General features: G+C 66.4%; 15 protein-coding genes. 6 read left to right on the forward strand and 9 right to left on the reverse strand.

All coding sequences use genetic code 11. The annotated features are described in order from the left end of the window. Window positions 1-8 precede the first annotated feature (8 nt). Together IC234_RS17580 and IC234_RS17585 are read right to left on the reverse strand one after the other, a co-directional pair. Entirely contained in the window at window positions 9-1,010 is a 1,002-nt protein-coding gene (locus tag IC234_RS17580; RefSeq protein ID WP_190927219.1) for a FecCD family ABC transporter permease, read from the reverse strand. Beyond that, complete coding sequence (locus tag IC234_RS17585; RefSeq protein ID WP_190927222.1) at window positions 1,010-1,927, reverse strand: ABC transporter substrate-binding protein; 918 nt, start codon at window positions 1,925-1,927, stop codon at window positions 1,010-1,012. The genes IC234_RS17580 and IC234_RS17585 overlap by 1 nt, the downstream gene beginning before the upstream one ends. 67 nt (window positions 1,928-1,994) lie before the next feature. Between IC234_RS17585 and rfaD the strand changes: the two genes are divergently transcribed. Both rfaD and IC234_RS17595 read left to right on the forward strand, forming a co-directional pair. Continuing rightward, complete coding sequence (rfaD, locus tag IC234_RS17590; RefSeq protein ID WP_190927224.1) at window positions 1,995-2,963, forward strand: ADP-glyceromanno-heptose 6-epimerase; 969 nt, start codon at window positions 1,995-1,997, stop codon at window positions 2,961-2,963. Window positions 2,964-3,051: 88 nt separating this feature from the next. After that, entirely contained in the window at window positions 3,052-4,482 is a 1,431-nt protein-coding gene (locus IC234_RS17595; protein WP_190927226.1) for an FAD/NAD(P)-binding protein, read from the forward strand. 51 nt (window positions 4,483-4,533) lie between these two features. On the opposite strand, the gene IC234_RS17600 is transcribed toward IC234_RS17595, so the two are convergent. Together IC234_RS17600 and IC234_RS17605 are read right to left on the reverse strand one after the other, a co-directional pair. Continuing rightward, window positions 4,534-4,809, reverse strand: a complete 276-nt coding sequence (locus IC234_RS17600; RefSeq protein WP_190927228.1) for a hypothetical protein — start codon at window positions 4,807-4,809, stop codon at window positions 4,534-4,536. Between the two features lie 133 nt (window positions 4,810-4,942). Then, complete coding sequence (locus IC234_RS17605; RefSeq protein WP_190927230.1) at window positions 4,943-5,950, reverse strand: zinc-binding dehydrogenase; 1,008 nt, start codon at window positions 5,948-5,950, stop codon at window positions 4,943-4,945. A 171-nt stretch (window positions 5,951-6,121) separates the two neighbouring features. Here IC234_RS17605 and IC234_RS17610 point away from each other — a divergent pair, with 171 nt between their 5' ends. Then, window positions 6,122-6,538 (forward strand): TerB family tellurite resistance protein, encoded by a 417-nt coding sequence (locus tag IC234_RS17610; RefSeq protein ID WP_190927232.1) that lies wholly within the window; start codon window positions 6,122-6,124, stop codon window positions 6,536-6,538. Between the two features lie 18 nt (window positions 6,539-6,556). Here IC234_RS17610 and IC234_RS17615 read toward each other — a convergent pair whose 3' ends face one another. After that, a complete protein-coding gene (locus tag IC234_RS17615) occupies window positions 6,557-7,417 on the reverse strand; it encodes a rhomboid family intramembrane serine protease (RefSeq protein WP_190927234.1) in 861 nt (286 codons plus the stop codon). A 114-nt stretch (window positions 7,418-7,531) separates the two neighbouring features. After that, window positions 7,532-8,371, reverse strand: coding sequence for a hypothetical protein (locus IC234_RS17620; RefSeq protein ID WP_190927236.1), 840 nt, complete (start codon window positions 8,369-8,371; stop codon window positions 7,532-7,534). A 153-nt stretch (window positions 8,372-8,524) separates the two neighbouring features. On the opposite strand from IC234_RS17620, the gene IC234_RS17625 reads away from it, so the two are divergent. Next, window positions 8,525-8,827 (forward strand): hypothetical protein, encoded by a 303-nt coding sequence (locus IC234_RS17625; RefSeq protein ID WP_190927239.1) that lies wholly within the window; start codon window positions 8,525-8,527, stop codon window positions 8,825-8,827. Between the two features lie 209 nt (window positions 8,828-9,036). Then, the gene (locus tag IC234_RS22075; protein WP_190927241.1) at window positions 9,037-10,833 is read left to right on the forward strand and encodes a glycoside hydrolase family 10 protein; all 1,797 of its coding nucleotides are present in this window, start codon (window positions 9,037-9,039) and stop codon (window positions 10,831-10,833) included. Window positions 10,834-11,057: 224 nt separating this feature from the next. Here the strand turns inward: IC234_RS22075 and IC234_RS17635 are convergent, their stop codons facing one another. Genes IC234_RS17635 through IC234_RS17645 form a run of 3 tightly spaced genes read right to left on the reverse strand, consistent with a single transcriptional unit; the run spans window position 11,058 to window position 17,065 of the window. Further along, a complete protein-coding gene (locus tag IC234_RS17635; RefSeq protein WP_190927243.1) occupies window positions 11,058-12,284 on the reverse strand; it encodes a hypothetical protein in 1,227 nt (408 codons plus the stop codon). A gap of 55 nt (window positions 12,285-12,339) precedes the next feature. Next, a complete protein-coding gene (locus IC234_RS17640) occupies window positions 12,340-13,896 on the reverse strand; it encodes a SusD/RagB family nutrient-binding outer membrane lipoprotein (RefSeq protein WP_190927245.1) in 1,557 nt (518 codons plus the stop codon). 34 nt (window positions 13,897-13,930) lie between these two features. After that, window positions 13,931-17,065, reverse strand: a complete 3,135-nt coding sequence (locus IC234_RS17645; protein ID WP_190927248.1) for a SusC/RagA family TonB-linked outer membrane protein — start codon at window positions 17,063-17,065, stop codon at window positions 13,931-13,933. A 358-nt stretch (window positions 17,066-17,423) separates the two neighbouring features. On the opposite strand from IC234_RS17645, the gene nagB reads away from it, so the two are divergent. Then, window positions 17,424-19,361, forward strand: coding sequence for a glucosamine-6-phosphate deaminase (gene nagB, locus IC234_RS17650; protein ID WP_190927250.1), 1,938 nt, complete (start codon window positions 17,424-17,426; stop codon window positions 19,359-19,361). Window positions 19,362-19,461: the final 100 nt, after the last annotated feature.

Consider the following 19,461-nt stretch of genomic DNA (forward strand, 5'->3'; position numbering starts at 1 on the left):
ACTGACAACTACGTGGTTTTCCGCAGCAAATATACGAAGAAGGGTACCCCGAACAGGGCCGTGACGAGGCCCACGGGCAGCCCGGCCGGCGGGTAGAGCAGCCGCGCCAACAGGTCGCAGGCCAGCAGAAAGCCGCCGCCCAGCACCGCACAAAACAGCAGATTGTAGCGCCCCGTGGCACCCAGCAGGCCCCGCGTGAGGTGCGGCACCAGCAGGCCCACGAAGCCCACCGGCCCGCACAGCGCCACCACGCCCCCCGTGAGGCCGGCCGCCAGCCCCACCAGCAGCCAGCGCCGCCGCGCCACCGGCAGGCCCAGGGCGGCCGCCCGCTCCTCCCCCAGCAGCAGCAGGTTCAGGTCTTTCTGCAGAAAAGCCAGCACGAACAGGCTGAGGACCAGCGCTGCCGCCGGGTACGGCAGCACGCTCCAACCGGCCCGCTCAAAGCTGCCAAACGCCCAAAACACCACGCTGCGCAAGCTGCCCTCGGGCGAAGCCAAGAACGTGAGCAGGCTGCCCGCCGCCGAGGCCAAGGCACCTACCGCCACGCCCGCCAGCAGCAGCGGCGCCGGCAAAATGCGTCCCCGCCGCGTGCCCAGCGCCACCACCAGCAGCGTGGCCCCCAAGGCCCCCACCAACGCGGCCACCGGCGGCAGGTACACGCCCGCCAGCGTGAGCGACGGCACCAGCACATAGCTGGCAATGGCCCCCAGCGAAGCCCCCGACGCCGTGCCCAGCAAGTAAGGGTCGGCCAAGGGGTTCGTTACTAGCGTTTGGAGCAGGTAGCCGCTCACGGCCAGGCTGGCGCCGGCCAACAGGGCCAGCAGCAGGCGCGGCAGCCGCAGTTGCACCAGCACCAGCTGGGCGGGGTCGGTGGGGTCGTAGTGATGGAAGGTCTTCAGGATGAAGCCGTAGGACGTGGCGTAGCTGCCCACGCGCAGGCCCAGCACCACCAGCACCAGCACGAGGAGCAGGCTGATTATCAGCCACAGAAGCGGATGGCGGGCGGGCATCAGCGGGGGCCTTTGATGGAGGAAAGAGCCGGCGGAATTCGTATCAGCGTTTGCAGCTCCCGCACCGACTCTACCACGCGCGGCCCCGGGCGTTCCATCAGGTTGCCGGTGATGGGGAACACGCGGTGGGTGCGATAGGCCTCCATGCGGCGCAGCTCCGGGTAGCGCCCAAAAAACGTGCTGTCGAGCTGCCGGAAGCGCCCGCCCAGCAACACGTCGGGGTTGAGTTTAAGAATGTACTCGCGCGTCAGGGCCGGGTAGGGCTGCGGGAAGGTTTCGGTGAGGGCGTTTTGGCCCCCGGCCAGCCGGATTTCGTCGGTGAAGAGCGTATTCTGGCCGTAGCAATAGATAGGGTCTTGCCAGGTGATGGCCAGCACGCGGGGCGGGGTGCGGGGCCGGGAGGGGGCAGGAGCGGTAACGAGCGTCTTCAGCTCCCGCCGCAGCGAGTCGGCCACGCGGTGCCCTTGGGCCGGACGGCCCAGCAGGCGGCCCAGCTCCTCCAGGCCCGTAAATACGTCCTCCACCTTGCGAAAACGCATGTAATAGACCGGAATGCCCAGCTCCTGCAGCCGCTTGGCGTCGTCGACGGACGTAATGCCTTCGACGGTGAACACCACTTCCGGCTTCAGCGTGACGAGTCGCTCCAGGTCCAGCGGGTAGTTGTTGACGACGGGCTTCCGGAGCACGGCGGCGGGGTAATTGTCCTGCGGGCAGCGGGCCACGACGGTGGCCGTGTCGGCCACGGCGTAGAGCATTTCGGTCATGCTGGGGGCCAGGGCCAGCACGCGCCGCGGGTGCGCGGGCAGGCTCAGGGCGCGGCCCAGGCCGTCGCGCACGGCCACGGGACCGGCCGGCCGGGAATCAGATTGGCAACTCGCCAGCCAGGCCAGCGGTAAAAGCAGGAGCAGGAAACGCATGCGGCAAAGGTAGCGGCGCTACCCGGCGCGTCGGTTTACCTTTGCTCCGTCCCCAAGCCCGAACCTTATGATAGTAGTCACCGGCGCGGCCGGCTTTATTGCCAGCTGCCTAGTCGCCCGCCTCAACGCCGCCAATTTCAACGACGTGGTGGCGGTGGATAATTTCTCGGTTGAAAAAAAGCTGCCCAACATCCAGGGCAAAAAGCTGCGCGAGTACGTGGACCGCGAGACCTTCTTCGAATGGCTCGACGCCCACCACGAGCAGGTGGAGTTCGTCTTTCACCTCGGCGCCCGCACCGACACCACCGAGATGGACCCGGCCGTGTTCGACGTGCTGAACCTGAACTATTCCAAGCAGATGTGGCAGGCCTGCGTGCAATACAACCTGCCGCTGGTGTACGCCTCCTCGGCCGCCACCTACGGCGACGGCACCCTGGGCTACACCGACACCGACGAGGCGCTGTTTCCGCTCTACCGCCCGCTCAATCCCTACGGCGACTCGAAAAACGACTTCGACAACTGGGCCCTGGCCCAGCCCGAAAAACCCTATTTCTGGGCCGGCCTCAAGTTTTTCAACGTGTACGGGCCCAACGAATTTCACAAGGGCCGCATGGCCTCGGTGATATTCCACGCCTTCCACCAGATTCAGCAAACGGGCTCGATGATGCTGTTCAAGTCGCACCACCCCGACTACACCGACGGCGGGCAGATGCGCGACTTTGTGTACGTGAAGGACGTGGTGGAAGTGTGCTATTTCCTGCTGCACCACCGCACGCACTCCGGCATCTACAACCTCGGCAGCGGCCAGGCCCGCACTTTCCTCGACTTAGCCCTCAACACCTTCCAGGCGCTGGGCCGCACGGCCGATATCCAGTTCAAAGACACGCCCGAGGACATTCGCGACAAGTACCAGTACTTCACCGAAGCCGACATGAGCAAGCTCAAAAGCATCGGCTACGACCAGCCGTTTACTCGTCTGGAAGACGGCATTCGGGACTACGTGCAGAACTACTTGGTGCCCGGGCGGTATATGTAGGCAGCTCGGTGGTTGGAGGTAGAGACGCATATTTGCGTCTCGGCACCCGCGCCGTTCAACAGCTATTTTTCAACGTCAAGACGCAATTATGCGTCTCTACATCCCGCCCGTGCCCCACTCCTCCCGTCCCGTCATTACCATCGTGGGCGGCGGCTTTGCGGGCACGGCGCTGGCGCTGCAGTTGCGGCAGCAGCCCGGCTTGCAGCAGGCCGAAATCCACCTCATTGAGCCGCGCGAAATTCCCGGCCCGGGCCTGGCCTACAGCGCCCGTCGGCCCGAGTATCTGCTGAACGTGCGCCCTGGGGCGCTGAGTCTTTACCCCAACGCTCCCACCCATTTTGCCAACTGGCTGAGCACCCAGCCCGAAAGTGCCGCTGGCGTGCCCGACTTTGCGCCCCGCGCCGCCTACGGCCGCTACCTGCACCAGGAGCTGAGCGCGGCCCTGGCGCCCACGGCCACCGCGCCGCGCGTGCTGTGGCACAACTCCCGGGCCGTGACGGCGCGGCAGCTGGGCCCGAACCGCCGCAAGGTGCTGCTGGCCAACGGCACCGAAATCATCAGCGACTACGTGGTGCTGGCCTTAGGCAACTTCCCACCCCCGCCGCCCGCCGGGCCCGACCACCGCTACCTGCACCACCCCGGCTACCACACCGACCCCTGGGCCGTGGGCAACCTGCGCCGCATCGACCCCGACGACGACGTACTGCTCATCGGCTCCGGGCTGACGGCCGTGGACGTGCTGCTGGCCCTGCACCAGGACGGGCACCGCGCGCCCGTGACCGTGGTGGCCCGGCACGGCCGCTGGCCCAGCGCCCACGGCCCCGTGGCGCCCCCATATCCCAGCTTTTACGCCGAGCTGACTTCGGAAACCACGGTCACGGGCGTGCTGGCCGTGTTCAAGCGGCACCTGCGGATGGCGGCAGCGCAAGGCATTGGCTGGCAGCCGGTCCTCGATTCGCTGCGGCCGGATTTGGGCCGCATCTGGGGCGCGTGGCCGCTGGTGGAGCAGCGCCGTTTTCTGCGCCACCTGGCGGGGCTGTGGGCCGTGACGCGGCACCGCAGCCCGCCCCAAAACGCCCAGGCGCTGGCCCGCCTCACCGCCGCCGGCCTGGTGCGCCTGCAAGTGGGCACGGTGCGCGAAATCCGGCCCGCCGGCGACCACCTCGACGTGCGCGTGCGGCCCCACGGCGCGGCCGGCTCCTGGCTCACGGCCCGGCACGTGGTGTGCTGCGCCGGGCCCCTGCTCGACTACGGCCGCATCTCCGACCCGCTGGTGATGAGCCTGCGCGACGCCGGCCAGCTCGCCGCCGACCCGCTGGGCCTGGGCATGCTCACCGACGCCCACGGCGCCCTGCGCGGCCCCGACGGCCTGGTGTCCACCACCCTTTTCACGCTGGGTCCCAGCCGCCGGCCGGCCTATTTTGAGTCGACGGCCGTGCCCGAAATCCGGCAGCAGGCCGCCGACTTAGCAGCCGACCTGGCCCGACGCGTGGCCCAGGCCCGAAACGAGCAATCCTAAAAAAGCCGCTTCCTGACGAAAGCGGCTTTTTGGTGCAATCTTAAATCCGACCTAAGCGGCCAGGGCCGGGTACATGGGCAGCACCGGGGCCTCGGTGGCCGGGAAGGCCGGCCGGATGTCGGCCAGGCGGGCGGGCGCCGCAGTGGGCTGGGCATCGTCGTGATGGCGCAGGGCGCGCATCAGCAGGTAGCGGTATTTTTCGGCGTCGGCCAGGGCTTGCTCGATGGCTTGCACGGCGTCGGCGTGCGCCACCACGGGCTGCAGCTCGCGGCGCGGGCGGCGGGCTTCAAACACATGACCTTTGAGGTATTCGGCGGCAGATTTCATACGTGGAAACGGGCTGGTTTTTAGCGGAATATCAGCGTAATAGGGTAACCCTAAAAACGCCGTTTTCATTCCCGTAAAGGCCGATTTTCGCTGCTAATTACAAGGTTTTACACACGTCCTGCCGGGCGCCTGCTCACCCCATCTTCAGCACGATTTTGCCGAACTGGGCCCCGGCATCCATGCGGCGCAACGCCGCCTCGCCCTCGGCCAGCGGGAACACCTCGTCTACCACCGGCACGAGCTGCTTTTCCGTCACCAGCGCCAGCATATTCTCGAAGTCCTGCGGCGAGCCCATGGTGGAGCCCAGCACGCTGAGCTGCTTCCAAAATATTTTGGCCGGCGGCAGGTCCGGAATGGCGCCCAGCGTGCCGCCGTAGAACACGATGCGCCCGCCCGGCGCGGCGGCGTCGAGCAGGGCATTGAACGCGGGCCCGGCGGCGCTGTCGATGATGACATCGAACGGGCCACCGGCCTGCTGCACCAACGTTTTTACCCAATTGTCGTCGGTGTACTTGATGCCGCCTTTCACGCCCAGGGCTTGCGCGCGGGCCAGCTTGTCGTCGGAGCTGGACGTGACCCAGACCTCGGCCCCGCGAGCGGCGCAAAACTGCGCGGCCAGCAGCGCCACACCGCCGCCCACACCCGTCACCAGCACCCGCTCGCCGGCCTGCACCTGGGCGCGGCTGAAGGCGGCCCGATAGGCCGTGAGGCCGCCCAGCGGCAGCGCCGCGCCCTGCTCGAAGCTGAGGTGGGCCGGCAGCGGACGGATGTATTCGGCGGGCAAGGCGATGTAGTCGGCAAAGGTGCCGGGGTCGGGCATGCCGAGCACCACGAAATCCTTGGCCTGCGCTTTCGGATTATGGCCCCAGCGCAGGCCGGGGTAGATGAGGACGCGGGCGCCAAGGGCGGGGGCATCGGCGGGCACACCGGGACCGTGGGCCGCTACTTCGCCGGCGCCGTCGGCGCCCAGGGTGCAGGGCAGCTTGATGCCGCCATACTGGCCTTTCTGAATCCAGACGTCGCGGTGGTTGAGGGCGGCGGCGTGGAGCCGGACCAGGATTTCGCCGGGGCCCGGCGTGGGCGTGGGCACGTCGCGGACGGTAGCCGGCTGGTGGATGGCGTCGAGCTGGAGGGCTTGCATGAAAGAGCTGTGGGGAATAGAAAGAGGTGGCAACACAAATGTCAACGCCCGCAAAAGGTTTGGCTGCGGGCGGTGTAGAGGGTGCTTATGGGCCGCGAACCTTCCGGGCAGGGCCCCGTTGAAAGAGGCCGCCCCCGGCGGAGCAACTTCCCTATACAAAACCCCACCGCAATGTCCGAAACTCATTCGCTCGAAGACGTGCTGAATACGCCCCAAAAGAAACTCGCGTTTTTTCAGAACCTGGTGCTGGTGGCCGCCGCCGATGGCCAGTTGAGCACCGAAGAAGGCGACTTCCTGCTGCAAATTGGCAACAAACTTGGCCTGAAGCCCGAGGAAGTGATGCCCATTGCCGACAACCTGGGGGTACTCAGCTTCATTGTGCCAGCCGAGGGCCTGCAGCGCACCCTGGAGCTGCAAACCTTGGTGCAAATGATGCTGGAGGATGGGCAGCTCGACGCGCGCGAGTACGGCCTGTGCCAGGAATATGCCATGCGCATCGGCTACAGCAAATCCATTCTCGACGACATGGTGAGCCAACTGGCCGGCGGCGAGCCCAACCCCTACCCGAACCCGCCCACGGTGAACTGATGCCAAACGGATGCACGCTTAATTGAGCTTTTTCAACCCCACTAGCGCCAGCGGGCCGGCCACCAGCAGCCCCGTGGCCAGCCCGCCCACATGCGCGGCGTTGTCGATGTTGCCGGTGATGCCCGAAATCAAGTTGCTGAGCACGAGGTAGAGCACCAGGCCCAGCATGGCGCGGCGGTCGGACTTGTCGAGCACCAGCTTTTTGCCAACCAGCAGCACCAGCAACAAGCCGTAGAGCCCGAAGATGGCCCCGCTGGCCCCCACCGAATTGATGCCGCCGGTGTGCCACCACAGGCTGGCCAGCCCGCCGCCCACGCCGCTGGCCAGGTACACCAGCAGCAGGCGCCAGGGGCCCACCCGGTCTTCTACCAGCAGCCCCAGTAGCCAGAGCGAAAACATATTGAGCAGCAGGTGCGAGAGGCCGGCGTGCACAAACTGGTAGGTGAGCAGGCGCCACGGCTGCCCGTGCAGCGTAAGCCCCGACACGTTGGAGCCCCACACCACCAACTGGTGGGCCGTGGGCGCCGAGGCCGACACGCCGCTGAGCACCATCAGCCCAAACATGAGCAGCGTGGCGTCGAGCAGCAGCGGCGTGGCCAGGAAGCGCCGCGACGGAATGAGCAGGCCCCGCAGCAACTGGCCCAGCAGCTGGCCCCAGGTTTCGGGTTCCTCGGCCGGGGGCAGCGGGGCGGGGGCCGCGGCTTCGGGCAGCAGGCCGCGGCGCTTGAGCTCGGCCACGGCGGCGGCGCCCACGGCCGGCGGGTAGCGGGCGGCGTTTTGGGCCAGGTACAGCAGCTCGGCTTCGGGCTTTTGGGCGAAGAGCTGGGCGGCGAGGGCAGCGGTAGAGCCGGGCTGGGGCTCGGGGGCGGGTGCTTCCATGTAGCGCAGGACGCGGCAAGGAGCGCGCCACCTTGGCAAACCGGCCACTTTGCCAGTTGGTTGGGAACCATCGCAGCGCAGCGGCGTCATTCAACCCGCCAAAACCCGTTTTTCTTAGAATTTCGCCGTCAGCACCGTGGCCTTGTAGGGCTTGCCGGTGACGGGCGAGGTGGGCAGCACGTCTTTCAGCCAGTCCTGCACGTCGGCTTCGCGGGCTACTAGCTCCCGGTCTTTGAGGAAGCGCTTGTTGGGCAGCAGGTCGGGGAACTGCTCCAGAATGTGCTGCTGGCTGCTGGCAGCCTCGCGCATGCGGTCCATTTGGTTGGCCATCACGGGGCCAAACTTGAAGTGATACACGGCGGCGCGGTTCCACTCGTGCCAGCTTTGGCGGGCCACCAGGGTTTGTTCGGCAAACATGGGCCCGGCTTTGCCCGCGTGGGCCTGGCCGGTGAGGTATTCGGTTTGCGTCTCAGCCGCCCAAAAGCGCTTGCACAGCTCCCGGAACTGGCGCAGGTGCTCTTCGTTGGTTTTTTCGCGGGCCGGCACCGTGGCCAGCTGCCGGCGCACCACGCCGGCCACGTCGTAAGTCGGAATGGCCGAGGTAGGCACCTCCGTGAGCCGGGGCATCGGCTTGGGTCTGGCCGAGGCCGCTACGGCCTGCACGCCCCCGCCGCGCTGCTGCCGAGCGTAGTAGTAATAGCCCAGGCCTAGCACCAGCGCGGCCAGGGCCAGGTTGAGAAAATTGACGCCGCGGCCGGCGCGGGCCACGCTGGCGGGCGCTTCCAGATTTTGTGGTTCCAGAGCGGGCATTTCCATCTGCAGCAGGCCCCGCCGGCGCAGCTCGCGCCGGGCCGACTCAATCAAATCGGGCTGGTAATACTCGGGGTGCTCGATGAGAAACCGCAGCTCGGCTTCGGTTTTTTGGTGGTAGAAATCGGTAGCGGCGTCGGACACGGCGGCAGGCTCGGGGCTGAAAGTGAATGGGAACTGCTAAGATGGTGAACGCCGCGCAAACCGCCGCGCCCAACCGTGGGCGCCCCCCGCCGTAAACCCAACCGCGGCGCCTGCGGGCCGCCGCGCATTCTCTCATCCTCCTTCTTCTTTCTCATGCCCGACCCCACGCAGAACCCCACCGACCCCCGGCCCGACTTCGCCCCCAGCTCCGCCACGCCCGACCAGGAATCGGAGCAGGAGGCCACCGTCAACAGCACCCCCGACGCGGCACCTGACTCTACCGGCTCCCCCGCATCGGGCCAGCCCGGCGCCACGCCCAGCAGCACCCAGCAGAACATGGGCGACGGCGCCGGCATCCGCGGCGACTACGGCGACGCCAGCCAGACCAACGGCCTGGAAGGCGGCCCCGACACCCCCGACAACCCCGAGACCGATACCGAGCTGACGGGCTCTTGAGGCACCCTGATATTCTGAAATACCCTGCGGCGCGGCCGGCGTAACCTCCCCCCCAGCCCCTCTCCCCATGAGAGGGGAGCCTGACGATTCCTCAAAGAGAGGAGCCGGTGCCCCCTTTCTTTTGGAGAGGGGGTCAGGGGGTGAGGTTCCGTCGGCCACGCCATAAAGCGTAATTTGCGGTCTGTTTCCGTGTTGCTGAATTTCTGTTGATGCTTCGTTTCCTCGCCGCTGGCCGTTTCCTTTTCCTGCTGTCATTGCTAATCGGGGCTGCTCCCGGGGCCGGGGCCCATCCCGCGGCCGACACCATTCCGCCGCCCAAGCGCGAGCTGCGCGGCATGTGGGTGGCCACCGTCGAAAACATCGATTGGCCCAACCAGCGGGGCGAGTCGCCGGAGCAGTACCGCCGCGAGTACCGCCGCCTGCTCGACGCCGGCCAGCGCGCCGGCATCAACGCCGTGTTTGTGCAAATCCGGCCCGCCTCGGATGCCTTCTACCAATCCAACCTGGAGCCCTGGAGCAAGTGGCTGACCGGCACGCAGGGCAAAGCCCCGGCCGACGGCCAGGACCCCCTGCCCTTCCTCATCGTGGAGGCGCACCGGCGTGGCATGGAATTTCACGCCTGGTTCAACCCCTACCGCGCCACCATGGACTCGGTGACGCGCCGCCTGGCCCCCACCCACCCCTACCGGCAGCACCCGGACTGGTTTCTGCGCTACGGCGGGCAGCTGCTGTATAACCCCGGCTTGCCGGCGGTGCGAGCCCACATCACCCGCGTGATACTGGACGTGGTGCGGCGCTACGACATCGACGCCGTACACTTCGACGACTACTTTTATCCCTACCCCGACCCGGGCAAGGTGTTTCACGACGAAGCCGCCTTCCGCGACTTCAACCCCACCGGCCTGGCCACGCTGGGCGACTGGCGCCGCGAAAACGTGAACATCCTCATCCGGGACCTGCACGACAGCATTCAGGTGGCGAAGCGCTGGGTGAAGTTCGGCATCTCGCCCTTCGGCGTGTGGATGAACAAGTCGAAGGACTTTCCGCAGGGCTCCGACACGCGGGCCGGCCAGCCCTCCTATTCGAACCTTTACGCCGACACGCGCCTGTGGCTGGAAAAAGGCTGGATAGACTACATCGTGCCACAGCTGTACTGGAGCTCCAACTTCCGCCTCTGCCCCTACCCCGTGCTGGTGAACTGGTGGGCCGAAAACCACTTCGACCGCCACCTCTACATCGGCCACGGCACCTACCGCATGCTGGAAAGCACCCGCTCCGACACCACCTGGCGCAACCCCCGCGAACTGCCCCGCCAAATCCGCCTCAACCGCGCCACCGAGGGCGAGGCCGTGGGCAGCGTGTTCTTCTCGGCCAAATCGGTGCTGCGCAACCCCCTGCACACCACCGACTCGCTCACCCAGGACCTGTTCCGCTACCCCGCCCTGGTGCCTTCCATGCCCTGGAAAGACGACCTGCCGCCCCTGCCCGTGGCCAACCTCACCCTGCGCCGCTTGGGGCCCCAAGTAACACTGAGCTGGCAGAGCGGCCCGCCCGCCGCCGACGGCGACGCGGCCACCTACTACGTGCTCTACCGCTTCGGGGCCAACGAGCCCAGCACGCCCCACGACCCCAGCCGCATCCTGGCATTGCCCCGCCCCGCGCCCGGCTACCCCGCCACCTACGTGGACACCACCGCCGTGCCCGGCCAGGCCTACGCCTACTACGTGACCGCCGTGGACCGCCTGCACAACGAAGGCCGGCCCATGCGCGTGGTGAGCACCGGCCAGACCGGGCCCGAGCTGGCCGTGGGCCAGGCGCCCGGCGGAGCACCCCGCCCGGGTGCGCCCACGTCGCCGCCTGTGGCCTCGCGCCCGGCCCAGCCCACCATCACCCTGCCCACCGCCGAGAGCCCGGAGAAAGCGGCGCCGTTCACCAAGGTCAAAATCAAGGAGAAGCCGGCGAAGAAGAAGGGCTTCTTCGGGCGGCTGTTTGGGGGGAAGGATTGATGGTGAGGTAGCAACCAGTACCGCCACCAGTCCCGGTGCCCGTGGGCACACCGGGTAGGGGCAGCGCCGCACGTGGCGGGCCATGTGGGCACACCGGGTAAGCCCATTGCCACACGTGGCAGGCCAGGCAAGCACAGTGCCCACCCGGCCCGCCGCATGCGGTAGGCCAGGTGGGCACTGTGGGAATACCCATCGCCGCACGCGGCGATGGCAGGAAAGAGCCGCTACAGCGACCGGTATTCGAACCGGACCCGGGCGGCGGCCCCGGCCGAGCCGGGCTTCACGCTCAGAATGCGCAGGAGCATCACCTCGGCGCCGCGCACGCGCACGGCAAACACGTCGTTGGCCGCCACGGTGCCCACGTCGGCCACGGTGGTGTTCTGGTAGAGGGCCGTGGCCACGGTGTTCACGGTGGGCGTGGTGTAGAAGCCGGCCGCTACTTGGGCGGGCGTGGCCCGGTAGAAGCGCGTGTTGTTGGCGGCGGAGATGGTGACGTTGCTGCCCGTGCCGCTCAGGAACAGGTCTTTGGCCGTGGCCGGGTTAGCAGCCGGCTCAATGGTGCCGGTGCGCAGGTTGAAGGCCAGCGAGTCGAGCGTGACGCTGGGGCCGCCCGCAATGCGGCCGGTGCGCAGCGTGGCCAGCGGCGTAGGCGTGGTCACGGCGATGACGGGCGCGGTGATGGTGAGCGTTTGCACGGCGGCGTAAGCTTCAAAAATGAAGGTGACGGGCTGGCCGTTGCTGTTGCGCGGGATGGTGGCGTCCACGGTGCGGGTGTTGGCCGCGCCGGTGGTGGGGTTGCGCACCACGCCAGCCCGCACCCGCGGCTGCGTGCCGATGCGGTAAAAGGTGGTCAGGCTGTCGACGGCTTTGGCGAGCGGGCTGGTGGTGGTGGCGCCCTTATTGAGAATCAGGGAATAACCAATGATATCGCCCTCGCTCTGGGCCGTACCCGCGAGGCCGTTGCGGTAGGTGGGCACAGGCGGCACGGTGGCAAACTCCAGCGTGGCCGGCGCGGCCACCGTGTAGGTGAAACGGCGCAGGCGCTTGGCGCCGTTCTGGAAGTTGAGCGTCACGTCCACGCGCACCAGCGTGCCGTTGGGGGCGGTGGCGGGCACGGTGTAGGGCACGGGCATCACCTGCAGGCCGCCGGTGGTGTTGTAGGTGCCGTTGGCCGGGAAGGTGCCGGTCACAGTAGAGTCGATTTTGCCAATGACCTGGAACACGGTCACGTCGCGCAGCTTGTCGGCTTCGGCGTACGACACGTAGAGCGGCACGGCTTCGGTGGGGGCGTAGCGGGTGGCCAGGGCCACGCGGGGCAGGCCCAGGCCGGCAAAGCCCGGCTCAGAGTCCGTGGTGTAATAGTCGTCGAGCTCGGCCTTTTTGCAGCCGCCGAGCAGCAGGCCCAGCAGCGGCAGCACCAGCAGCAGGGTGCGAAGAGAGAAATGCTTCATATAACGGGGAGTTAAAATCTGGGGGATAGATGGCAACCAGCACGTCCGTGCAGCCTTAGGGGCGGTCAAACCACAGGGGCTTGGTCACGTACTCGTTGTCGTTGCCCAGGGCGGTGCCCGATTCGGCGTAGAGGCCGGCCACGGCGTTCGGGTTCACGGTCACCTCGGTGGCGCCGGGCAGCAGGCGGCGGGGGTACTTGCCCTGCAGCGGGCCCGTGCCGTTGTTATTGTAGAAGGGGTACAGGAAATTGACGTAGATGTTGCGGTCAAAATCCAGGCGGCGCAGGTCCGACCACGAGTCCGGGTTCAGGAACATGGCGATGTACTTCTGCTCCATGATGGAGCGCAGCGTGAGCTGGGCTTCGTTCTGGGGCACGGCGGCGCTGGCCAGGTAGGCGTTAATCTGGGCGTCGGAAATGAGGGGGAACGTGACCGTGGGGGGCGTGAACGTGCCGCCCGTGCTCACCTTCCGCATGTGCGCCCGGATGCCTTCGCGCAGCGCGGCCAGGGCCCGGGGCAGGTTGTTGGCCCGGAAAGCGGCTTCGGCCTCGATGAACTTGATTTCGTGGTAGGTGATGGCCTCGAAGTAGCCTAGGTCGCGGGCGTACCAGCCGCCGTAGAAATCGGTGAGCGTGGAGCCGGGCGTGAGGTTGGTGGTGGTGCCGCGGCCGGGGTCGGCGCCAGTGCTGGTGGTGGGCACCAGCACGCCAAAGCGCGGGTCGACCACGCCGGGGAAGGTTGTGCCGTTGAGGTACTTCACCACATTCGACGAGAAAGCCGCCCCGCCGAAGTTGCCGCGCGTCACCCCAAAAATGTTGGTGGTGTTCGAGAGCGGCGCCACGGCCACCTGGAAGTTGATTTGCGCGTCGTCGGCCGACGACGTGAACGCCTTGTCGCACAAGGCCAGCACGGCCGTGGGGTTGTAACTGGTCTTCTTGGTGAGGTGCTGGGCCTGGCGGGCCTTCAGGGCGTAGGCCAGGCGCACCCACTTGGCGGGGTCGCCTTTATACAGGATGTCGCCGCTTTCGCTGGGCGCCGTGGTGTAGAGGGGGCGGAAGTTGGCGCTGGCGGGCTTGGACATTTCCACCGCGCCTTCGTCGCAGAGCTGGTTGATGACGCCGTAGATGGACTCCTGCGAGTCGTACTTGGGCGTGAAGTTGGCGCCGCCCTGGTAGGCTTCGGAGTAGGGAATGTCGCCGAGCATGTCGGTGGCGTGGGCCAGAATCATGGCTTGCATGATTTTGCCCGCGCCCACGTAGTACACCGAGCCTTCGGCCTCGGCCGCCTTCTGCATCACCGGGATGTTGCCGCCGGCCTGGAAGTAGGAGAAGTTGAAAGTGTTGGTGCTTTGCGCATTGGTCAGGAAGTACTGGTCGTTGCCGCCGCTGTTGAGGGTGCGGCTCACCACGTACTGCGAGAGGTAGGGCGTGCGCAGCGCCGTGAACATCTGCACTTGGATGCCGTTCGAGATGATGCCCGGTAGCAGGAAGTTCGGCGTCGAGACGACGGGGTTGTTCGGGTTATTGTTCACGTCGAGAAACTTCTCGCACGCGGTGAGGGCACTGCCGCCAAGCAGCAGCCCGAGGCCCATTATATAGCGGTTCAGGTTCATATCAGAAAGCGGGAAGGACAGCTTGAGCCGTCGTTTAGAAGTTAACGCGCAACGCCATGTCCACGCCGCGAGTGCCCGGCGTGTTGCCGTAATCGAAGCCGTTGGAGCCACCGCCGCGCACGCCGGCGCCAGCGGCCGAGGTTTCGGGGTCGGCGCCGGTGTACTTGGTGAACAGCACCAGGTTGCGGCCCGTCACGCTCAGCTCGGCGCCCTTGATGAAGCCGGTGCGCGAGAGCAGCGTGGTGGGCAGGGCGTAGCTCAGCGTCACGTAGCGCAGGCGGGCCCACGAGCCGTCTTCGATGAAGGCCGTGCCCGCCGCGCCCAGAATGCTGGTGTAGTAGGTCTGGGTGAGCTCCACGGGGCGCGTGTTTTTCGAATAGCTGCCGTCGGCGTTGCGAATCACGCCGTCGAACACCACCTGCTTGTACCGGTCTTCGGTGCGCTTCGAGGTGCCCACGCGGGTCTGGTACCAGTCGTTGCCGTTAATCACGACGCCGCCCACGCGGAAATCCATCAGCGAGGTCAGCGAGAGGCCCTTGTAGGTGAAGGTGTTGGTGAACTGCGTGGTGAAGCGCGGGGCGCGGTTGCCGGCGTAGGTGAACAAAGGATTGACGGATGGGTAGCCGGTGGTCGAGTTGATAATCATCTGGCCGTAGAACTCGCTGCTGGGGTCGGTCACGCGGTTGAAGTCCGAGGCGCCCACGCCCGAGATGGGGCGGCCGGGGAAGGCGCCGCCCTCGTGCACGTCCGTGATGAAGGCATCGGACTGGAACACCACCGTGAGCGGGAAGGGCAGTTCCTCCACGCGGTTGGTGTTGTGGTAGAAGTTGGCGATGATGTCCCAGCTGAAGTCCTTGGCCTTGATGGGCGTGCCGGTCAGCGAGATTTCCTGGCCTTCGTTGGTCACGATGCCGCCGTTGATGTACTGCAGGATGAAGCCAGCGGCCTGGCTCACGCGGGGCGCAATAATCTGGTCCTTGGTGCGCGAGTAGTAGTAGTTGAAGTCCAGCCCCAGGCGGTTCTTGAAGAACTGCAGGTTGATGCCGGCTTCGTAGGTGCGGGTGCGCTCGGGGCGCAGGTTGGGGTTCGAGCCGAAGAAGTCGTTGCGGAAGCCGCCGCCGATGTAGGTGTTCTGCGTGAGCGCCGACAGGATGCGGTAGGGCTGGGTGTCTTTGCCCACCTCGGCCACCGAGCCGCGGATTTTGCCGTAGTTCAGGATGTTGCTCTGGTCCAGGCCCAGGGCCTTGGTGAACTCGTAGCCCAGGCCGGCCGAGCCGTAGAGGAAGCCCTTGCCGTAAATTTTGTTCTCATCGGGCCGCGGCAGCGTCGACGACTGGTCGTAGCGGCCCTGGAATTCGAGGAACAGCTGGTTGAACAGCGTCAGGTTCAGGCGGGCAAAGTTGCCGATGAGGTGGCGCTTGGAGTCGCGCTGCAGGGCGTTGCGGTTCACCGTGTTGTTGAGGCCCACGAAGTTGGGGTTCTGGAAAATCAGGCCGATGTAGTCCACGGCCTGGTCCATGTTTTCCTCCAGCGTGTTGCCCAGCACCAGCGTGGTGCCCACGTTCTGGCCAAAGTCGTGGTTGAAGGTGGCCAGCGTGGTAGCCGTGGTCAGGCGGAATTGGTCCACGGTTTCGGCGATGCCGCCGTTCTGGTTGCCCACCTGCGAGGTGCCCACGGCGCGCACCGACGTCACGCGCGAGGTGTACAAGTCGGTGCCGATGTTGTGGCTCAGCGTGAGCCACGGCGCCACTTTGTAGCTCAGCTGCACGTTGCCGATGAAGCGGTTGGTGCGGTCGGTCTGGGGGTTGTTGTTCACCGTCCAGTAGGGGTTGTCGGCGTCGGCGTCGGTGCCGTTGCCCAGCGCCAGCAGGCGCCGACGGGTGCCGTCGGGGTTCAGGTAGTTGCGGGCATCGTCGTCGCGCGGCCAGTTCAGCAGGCTCAGCAAGAAGCCGCCGGTCGAGCCAAACAGGCCCGGTCCCTGGATGGGCCGCTCGCCGCCCGACGTCAGGTACTGGGCCGAGCCGCTCACCTTCAGGCGCTCCGTGATGGCGGCCGTGCCCGAGAGGCGCACGGTGCTTTTGTCGTACTTGCTGCTCGGCGTCACGCCCTGCTGCTGCAGGTTCGAGGCCGACACGAAGAAGCTGGCCTTCTCGGAGCCGCCCGACAGGTTCAGGAAGTTCTGGAAGGCGTTGCCTTTGCGGAAGAAGTTGCCCACGTTGTCGTACACTTCCTCGCCGGGCGCAAAGCGCGGGCCGAACGAAATGCGGGTGGTAGGGTCGGCCAGGCCGCTGCTGCCGCGCTTGTAGAGGCTCTGCATTTGGGGCAGGCGGCTCACCTCGTCCACCGAGTACTGGGTGCGGTAGTTGAGCGTGGTGGTGCCGGCCTTGCCTTTTTTGGTGGTGATGACCACGGCGCCGCCCGCCGCGCGCAGGCCGTACAGGGCCGCCGCGGCCGGGCCTTTCAGCACCGTGATGCTCTCAATATCTTCGGGGTTGAGGTCGCCGGCGCGGTTCGAGGAACCCACCGAGCGGCCCAGCAGGCCGTTGAAGGCCGAGCCGCCGCCCGGCGCCGTGCTCTCCTGAAAGGAGCCGTTGTCCATAATCATCCCGTCGATGACGAACAGCGGCTGGTTGTCGCCGTCGAGCGAGGTGCCGCCCCGGATGATGATGCTGGCGCCCTCGCCCGGCGCGCCGCCCGACGAGGTGATGTTGACGCCCGCCACCTTGCCCTGCAGGGCGTTCACCACGTTGGTCTGGCGCGAGTCGATGATGTCTTTGCTTTTCACTTCCTGCACGGCCGTCACCAGCTCGCGCTTGGCCTGCGGAATGCCGTAGGAGGTCACCACCACCTCGTCGAGGCCGGTGGTGCTTTCCTTCAGGCCCACGTCCACGGCGCCTTCGGCGGGCACGGCGCGCTCCTGCGAGGCGTAGCCGATGAAGCTGAACACGAGGGTGGCGCCCGGCGCGGCCTGCACCGAGTAGCGGCCGTCGGAGCCGGAGGTGCTGCCCGTGGTGGTGCCCTTCACGAGGACGGTGACGCCCGGCAGCGGGGTTTGGTCGGTGCTGGACGTGACGATGCCCGACACGGTGCGGGTCGCCGTCTGGGCCCAGCTAGGCGGCGCCAGCAGCACGCCCAGCAATAGCAGGAATAGCCAGTATTTTTTTTTCATGAGAAAGAATGAATTGGTGGGAAAAGGGAATCAATAAAAAAGCCGGAACCCGGGCACGGCGCGCCGTTAGGTTCCGGCCCAAAGGTCGGCAAAATAGCTATGCACTTACAACACAGGGCCTTGTAGTTCATACAGGCAGGCAGAGTCGCTCAAAATGGAAAGGAAAGGTTCAAATGTGCGAAACAATTGGGCAATTTTCCCGCAATCGTTCCCAACAAAATGCGAACAGCGAAGCCCCGCTCGTCCCAATAATTTTATCTTGTTTATTAGAAATTATCTATTTGCTATTTGTGAAGTTTTGATTCGTGCCGGGCATTCGCCAACTTACCGGCCCCTCCCACCCTAGCCCTTGTTTTTTATGGTATCCCCCCTCGCAGCGTTGCCGGCCTCGGCCGGTGCCCGCCTCCCCGTCAGCCTCTACGCCGATTCGGAGCAAGCCTCCGCCGCCGTGGCCCAACAAATTGCCGACCTCATCCGCCAGCGCGCCGCCGACGGCCGGCCCTGCGTGCTGGGCCTGGCCACTGGCTCGTCGCCCACGCGGGTGTATGAGGAACTGGTGCGCCTGCACCGCGAAGACGGCCTGAGCTTCCAGAACGTCATCAGCTTCAACCTCGACGAGTACTACCCCATGGCGCCCGGCTCGCTGCAGAGCTACGTGCGCTTCATGCGCGAGTACCTGTTCGACCACGTCGACATCCGGCCCGAAAACGTGCACATCCCCGACGGCACCGTGCCGCCCGAGCAGATTCCGGCCTTTTGCCAGCGCTACGAGGAGCAGATACGCGAGGCCGGCGGCATCGATTTGCAGCTGCTGGGCATCGGGCGCACCGGCCACATCGGCTTCAACGAGCCCGGCTCCGGGCCGGCCTCGCGCACCCGCCTCATCACCCTCGACCACGTGACGCGCACCGACGCAGCCTCGGACTTCTACGGCGAGGAAAACGTGCCGCGCCGGGCCCTCACCATGGGCGTGGGCACCATTCTGGAAGCCCGCCACATCGTGCTGCTGGCCTGGGGCGAGGGCAAAGCCGCCGTGGTGAAGCGCATGGTGGAAGGCGAAGTAACCGACACCGTGCCGGCCACCTACCTGCAGCGCCACCCGGCCGTGCAGGTGGTGCTGGACGAGGCCGCCGGCGCCGAGCTCACGCCCCGCAAAACGCCTTGGCTGCTGAGCCTGCCCTGCGACTGGCACGACGCGGCCCTGGTGCGCAAAGCCGTGACCTGGCTGGCCCGCAGCGTGAGCAAGCCCATTCTGAAGCTGACCGAGGAAGACTACAACGAAAACGGCCTCTCGGAGCTGCTGGCGCAGTCGGGCCCGGCCTACGACATCAACATTCGGGTCTTCAACGAGCTGCAGCACACCATCACCGGCTGGCCCGGCGGCAAGCCCGACGCCGACGACACCCACCGCCCCGAGCGCGCCGCGCCGTTCCCGAAGCGCGTGCTCATCTTCTCGCCGCACCCCGACGACGACGTGATTTCGATGGGCGGCACGCTGCTGCGGCTGGTGGACCAGGGCCACGAAGTGCACGTGGCCTACCAGACCTCGGGCAACATTGCGGTGTTCGATGATGAGGCCATTCGCTTCGCGGATTTCGTGGCCGACTACGACCAAGCGTTTCACTTTGCCAGCGGCGAACCGGCCGACAACCTGTACCACCGCGTGGCCAATTTCCTGCGGAATAAGCCGCCCGGGCAGGTCGACTCCGACGAGGTGCAGCAGATTAAGGGCCTCATCCGGCGCGGCGAGGCCAAAAGCGCCCTCCGCTACGCCGGCCTCGACCCCGACGAGCGCGCCCACTTCCAGGACCTGCCCTTCTACGAAACCGGCCGCGTGCGCAAAAAGCCGCTCGGCGACGAGGACATCCGCCTCACCATGGAGTTGCTGAACCGCATCCAGCCCCAGCAGATTTACGCCGCCGGCGACCTGAGCGACCCGCACGGCACGCACCGCGTGTGCCTGGCGGCCATTTTTGAATCCATTCACCGGCTGAAGGCCTCCGGCACGCCGTGGCTCGACGACTGCTGGGTGTGGCTCTACCGCGGCGCCTGGCAGGAATGGGACATCGACCAGATTGAGATGGCCGTACCGCTTTCCCCGTCCGAGCTCACGCGCAAGCGCCGCGCCATCTTCAAGCACCAAAGCCAGAAGGACCGGCCGCTGTTCCCCGGCGCCGACCAGCGCGAGTTCTGGCAGCGCAGCGAGGCCCGCAACCGCACCACCGCCAAGATTTACGACGAGCTGGGCCTGCCCGAATACGAAGGCATTGAGGCCTTTGTGCGCTGGGCGTTTTAAACCCAGACCGTTATGTACAACGGTCATGCTCATCTGGCGTCCGCGCAGTCGAAGCATCTCTACCGCTTCGTTCTGGCGGTTCGCCTCACCTCCTACCCCC

Origin of the sequence: Hymenobacter armeniacus, from assembly GCF_014699055.1 — a bacterium.
GTDB classification, from domain to species: domain Bacteria; phylum Bacteroidota; class Bacteroidia; order Cytophagales; family Hymenobacteraceae; genus Hymenobacter; species Hymenobacter armeniacus.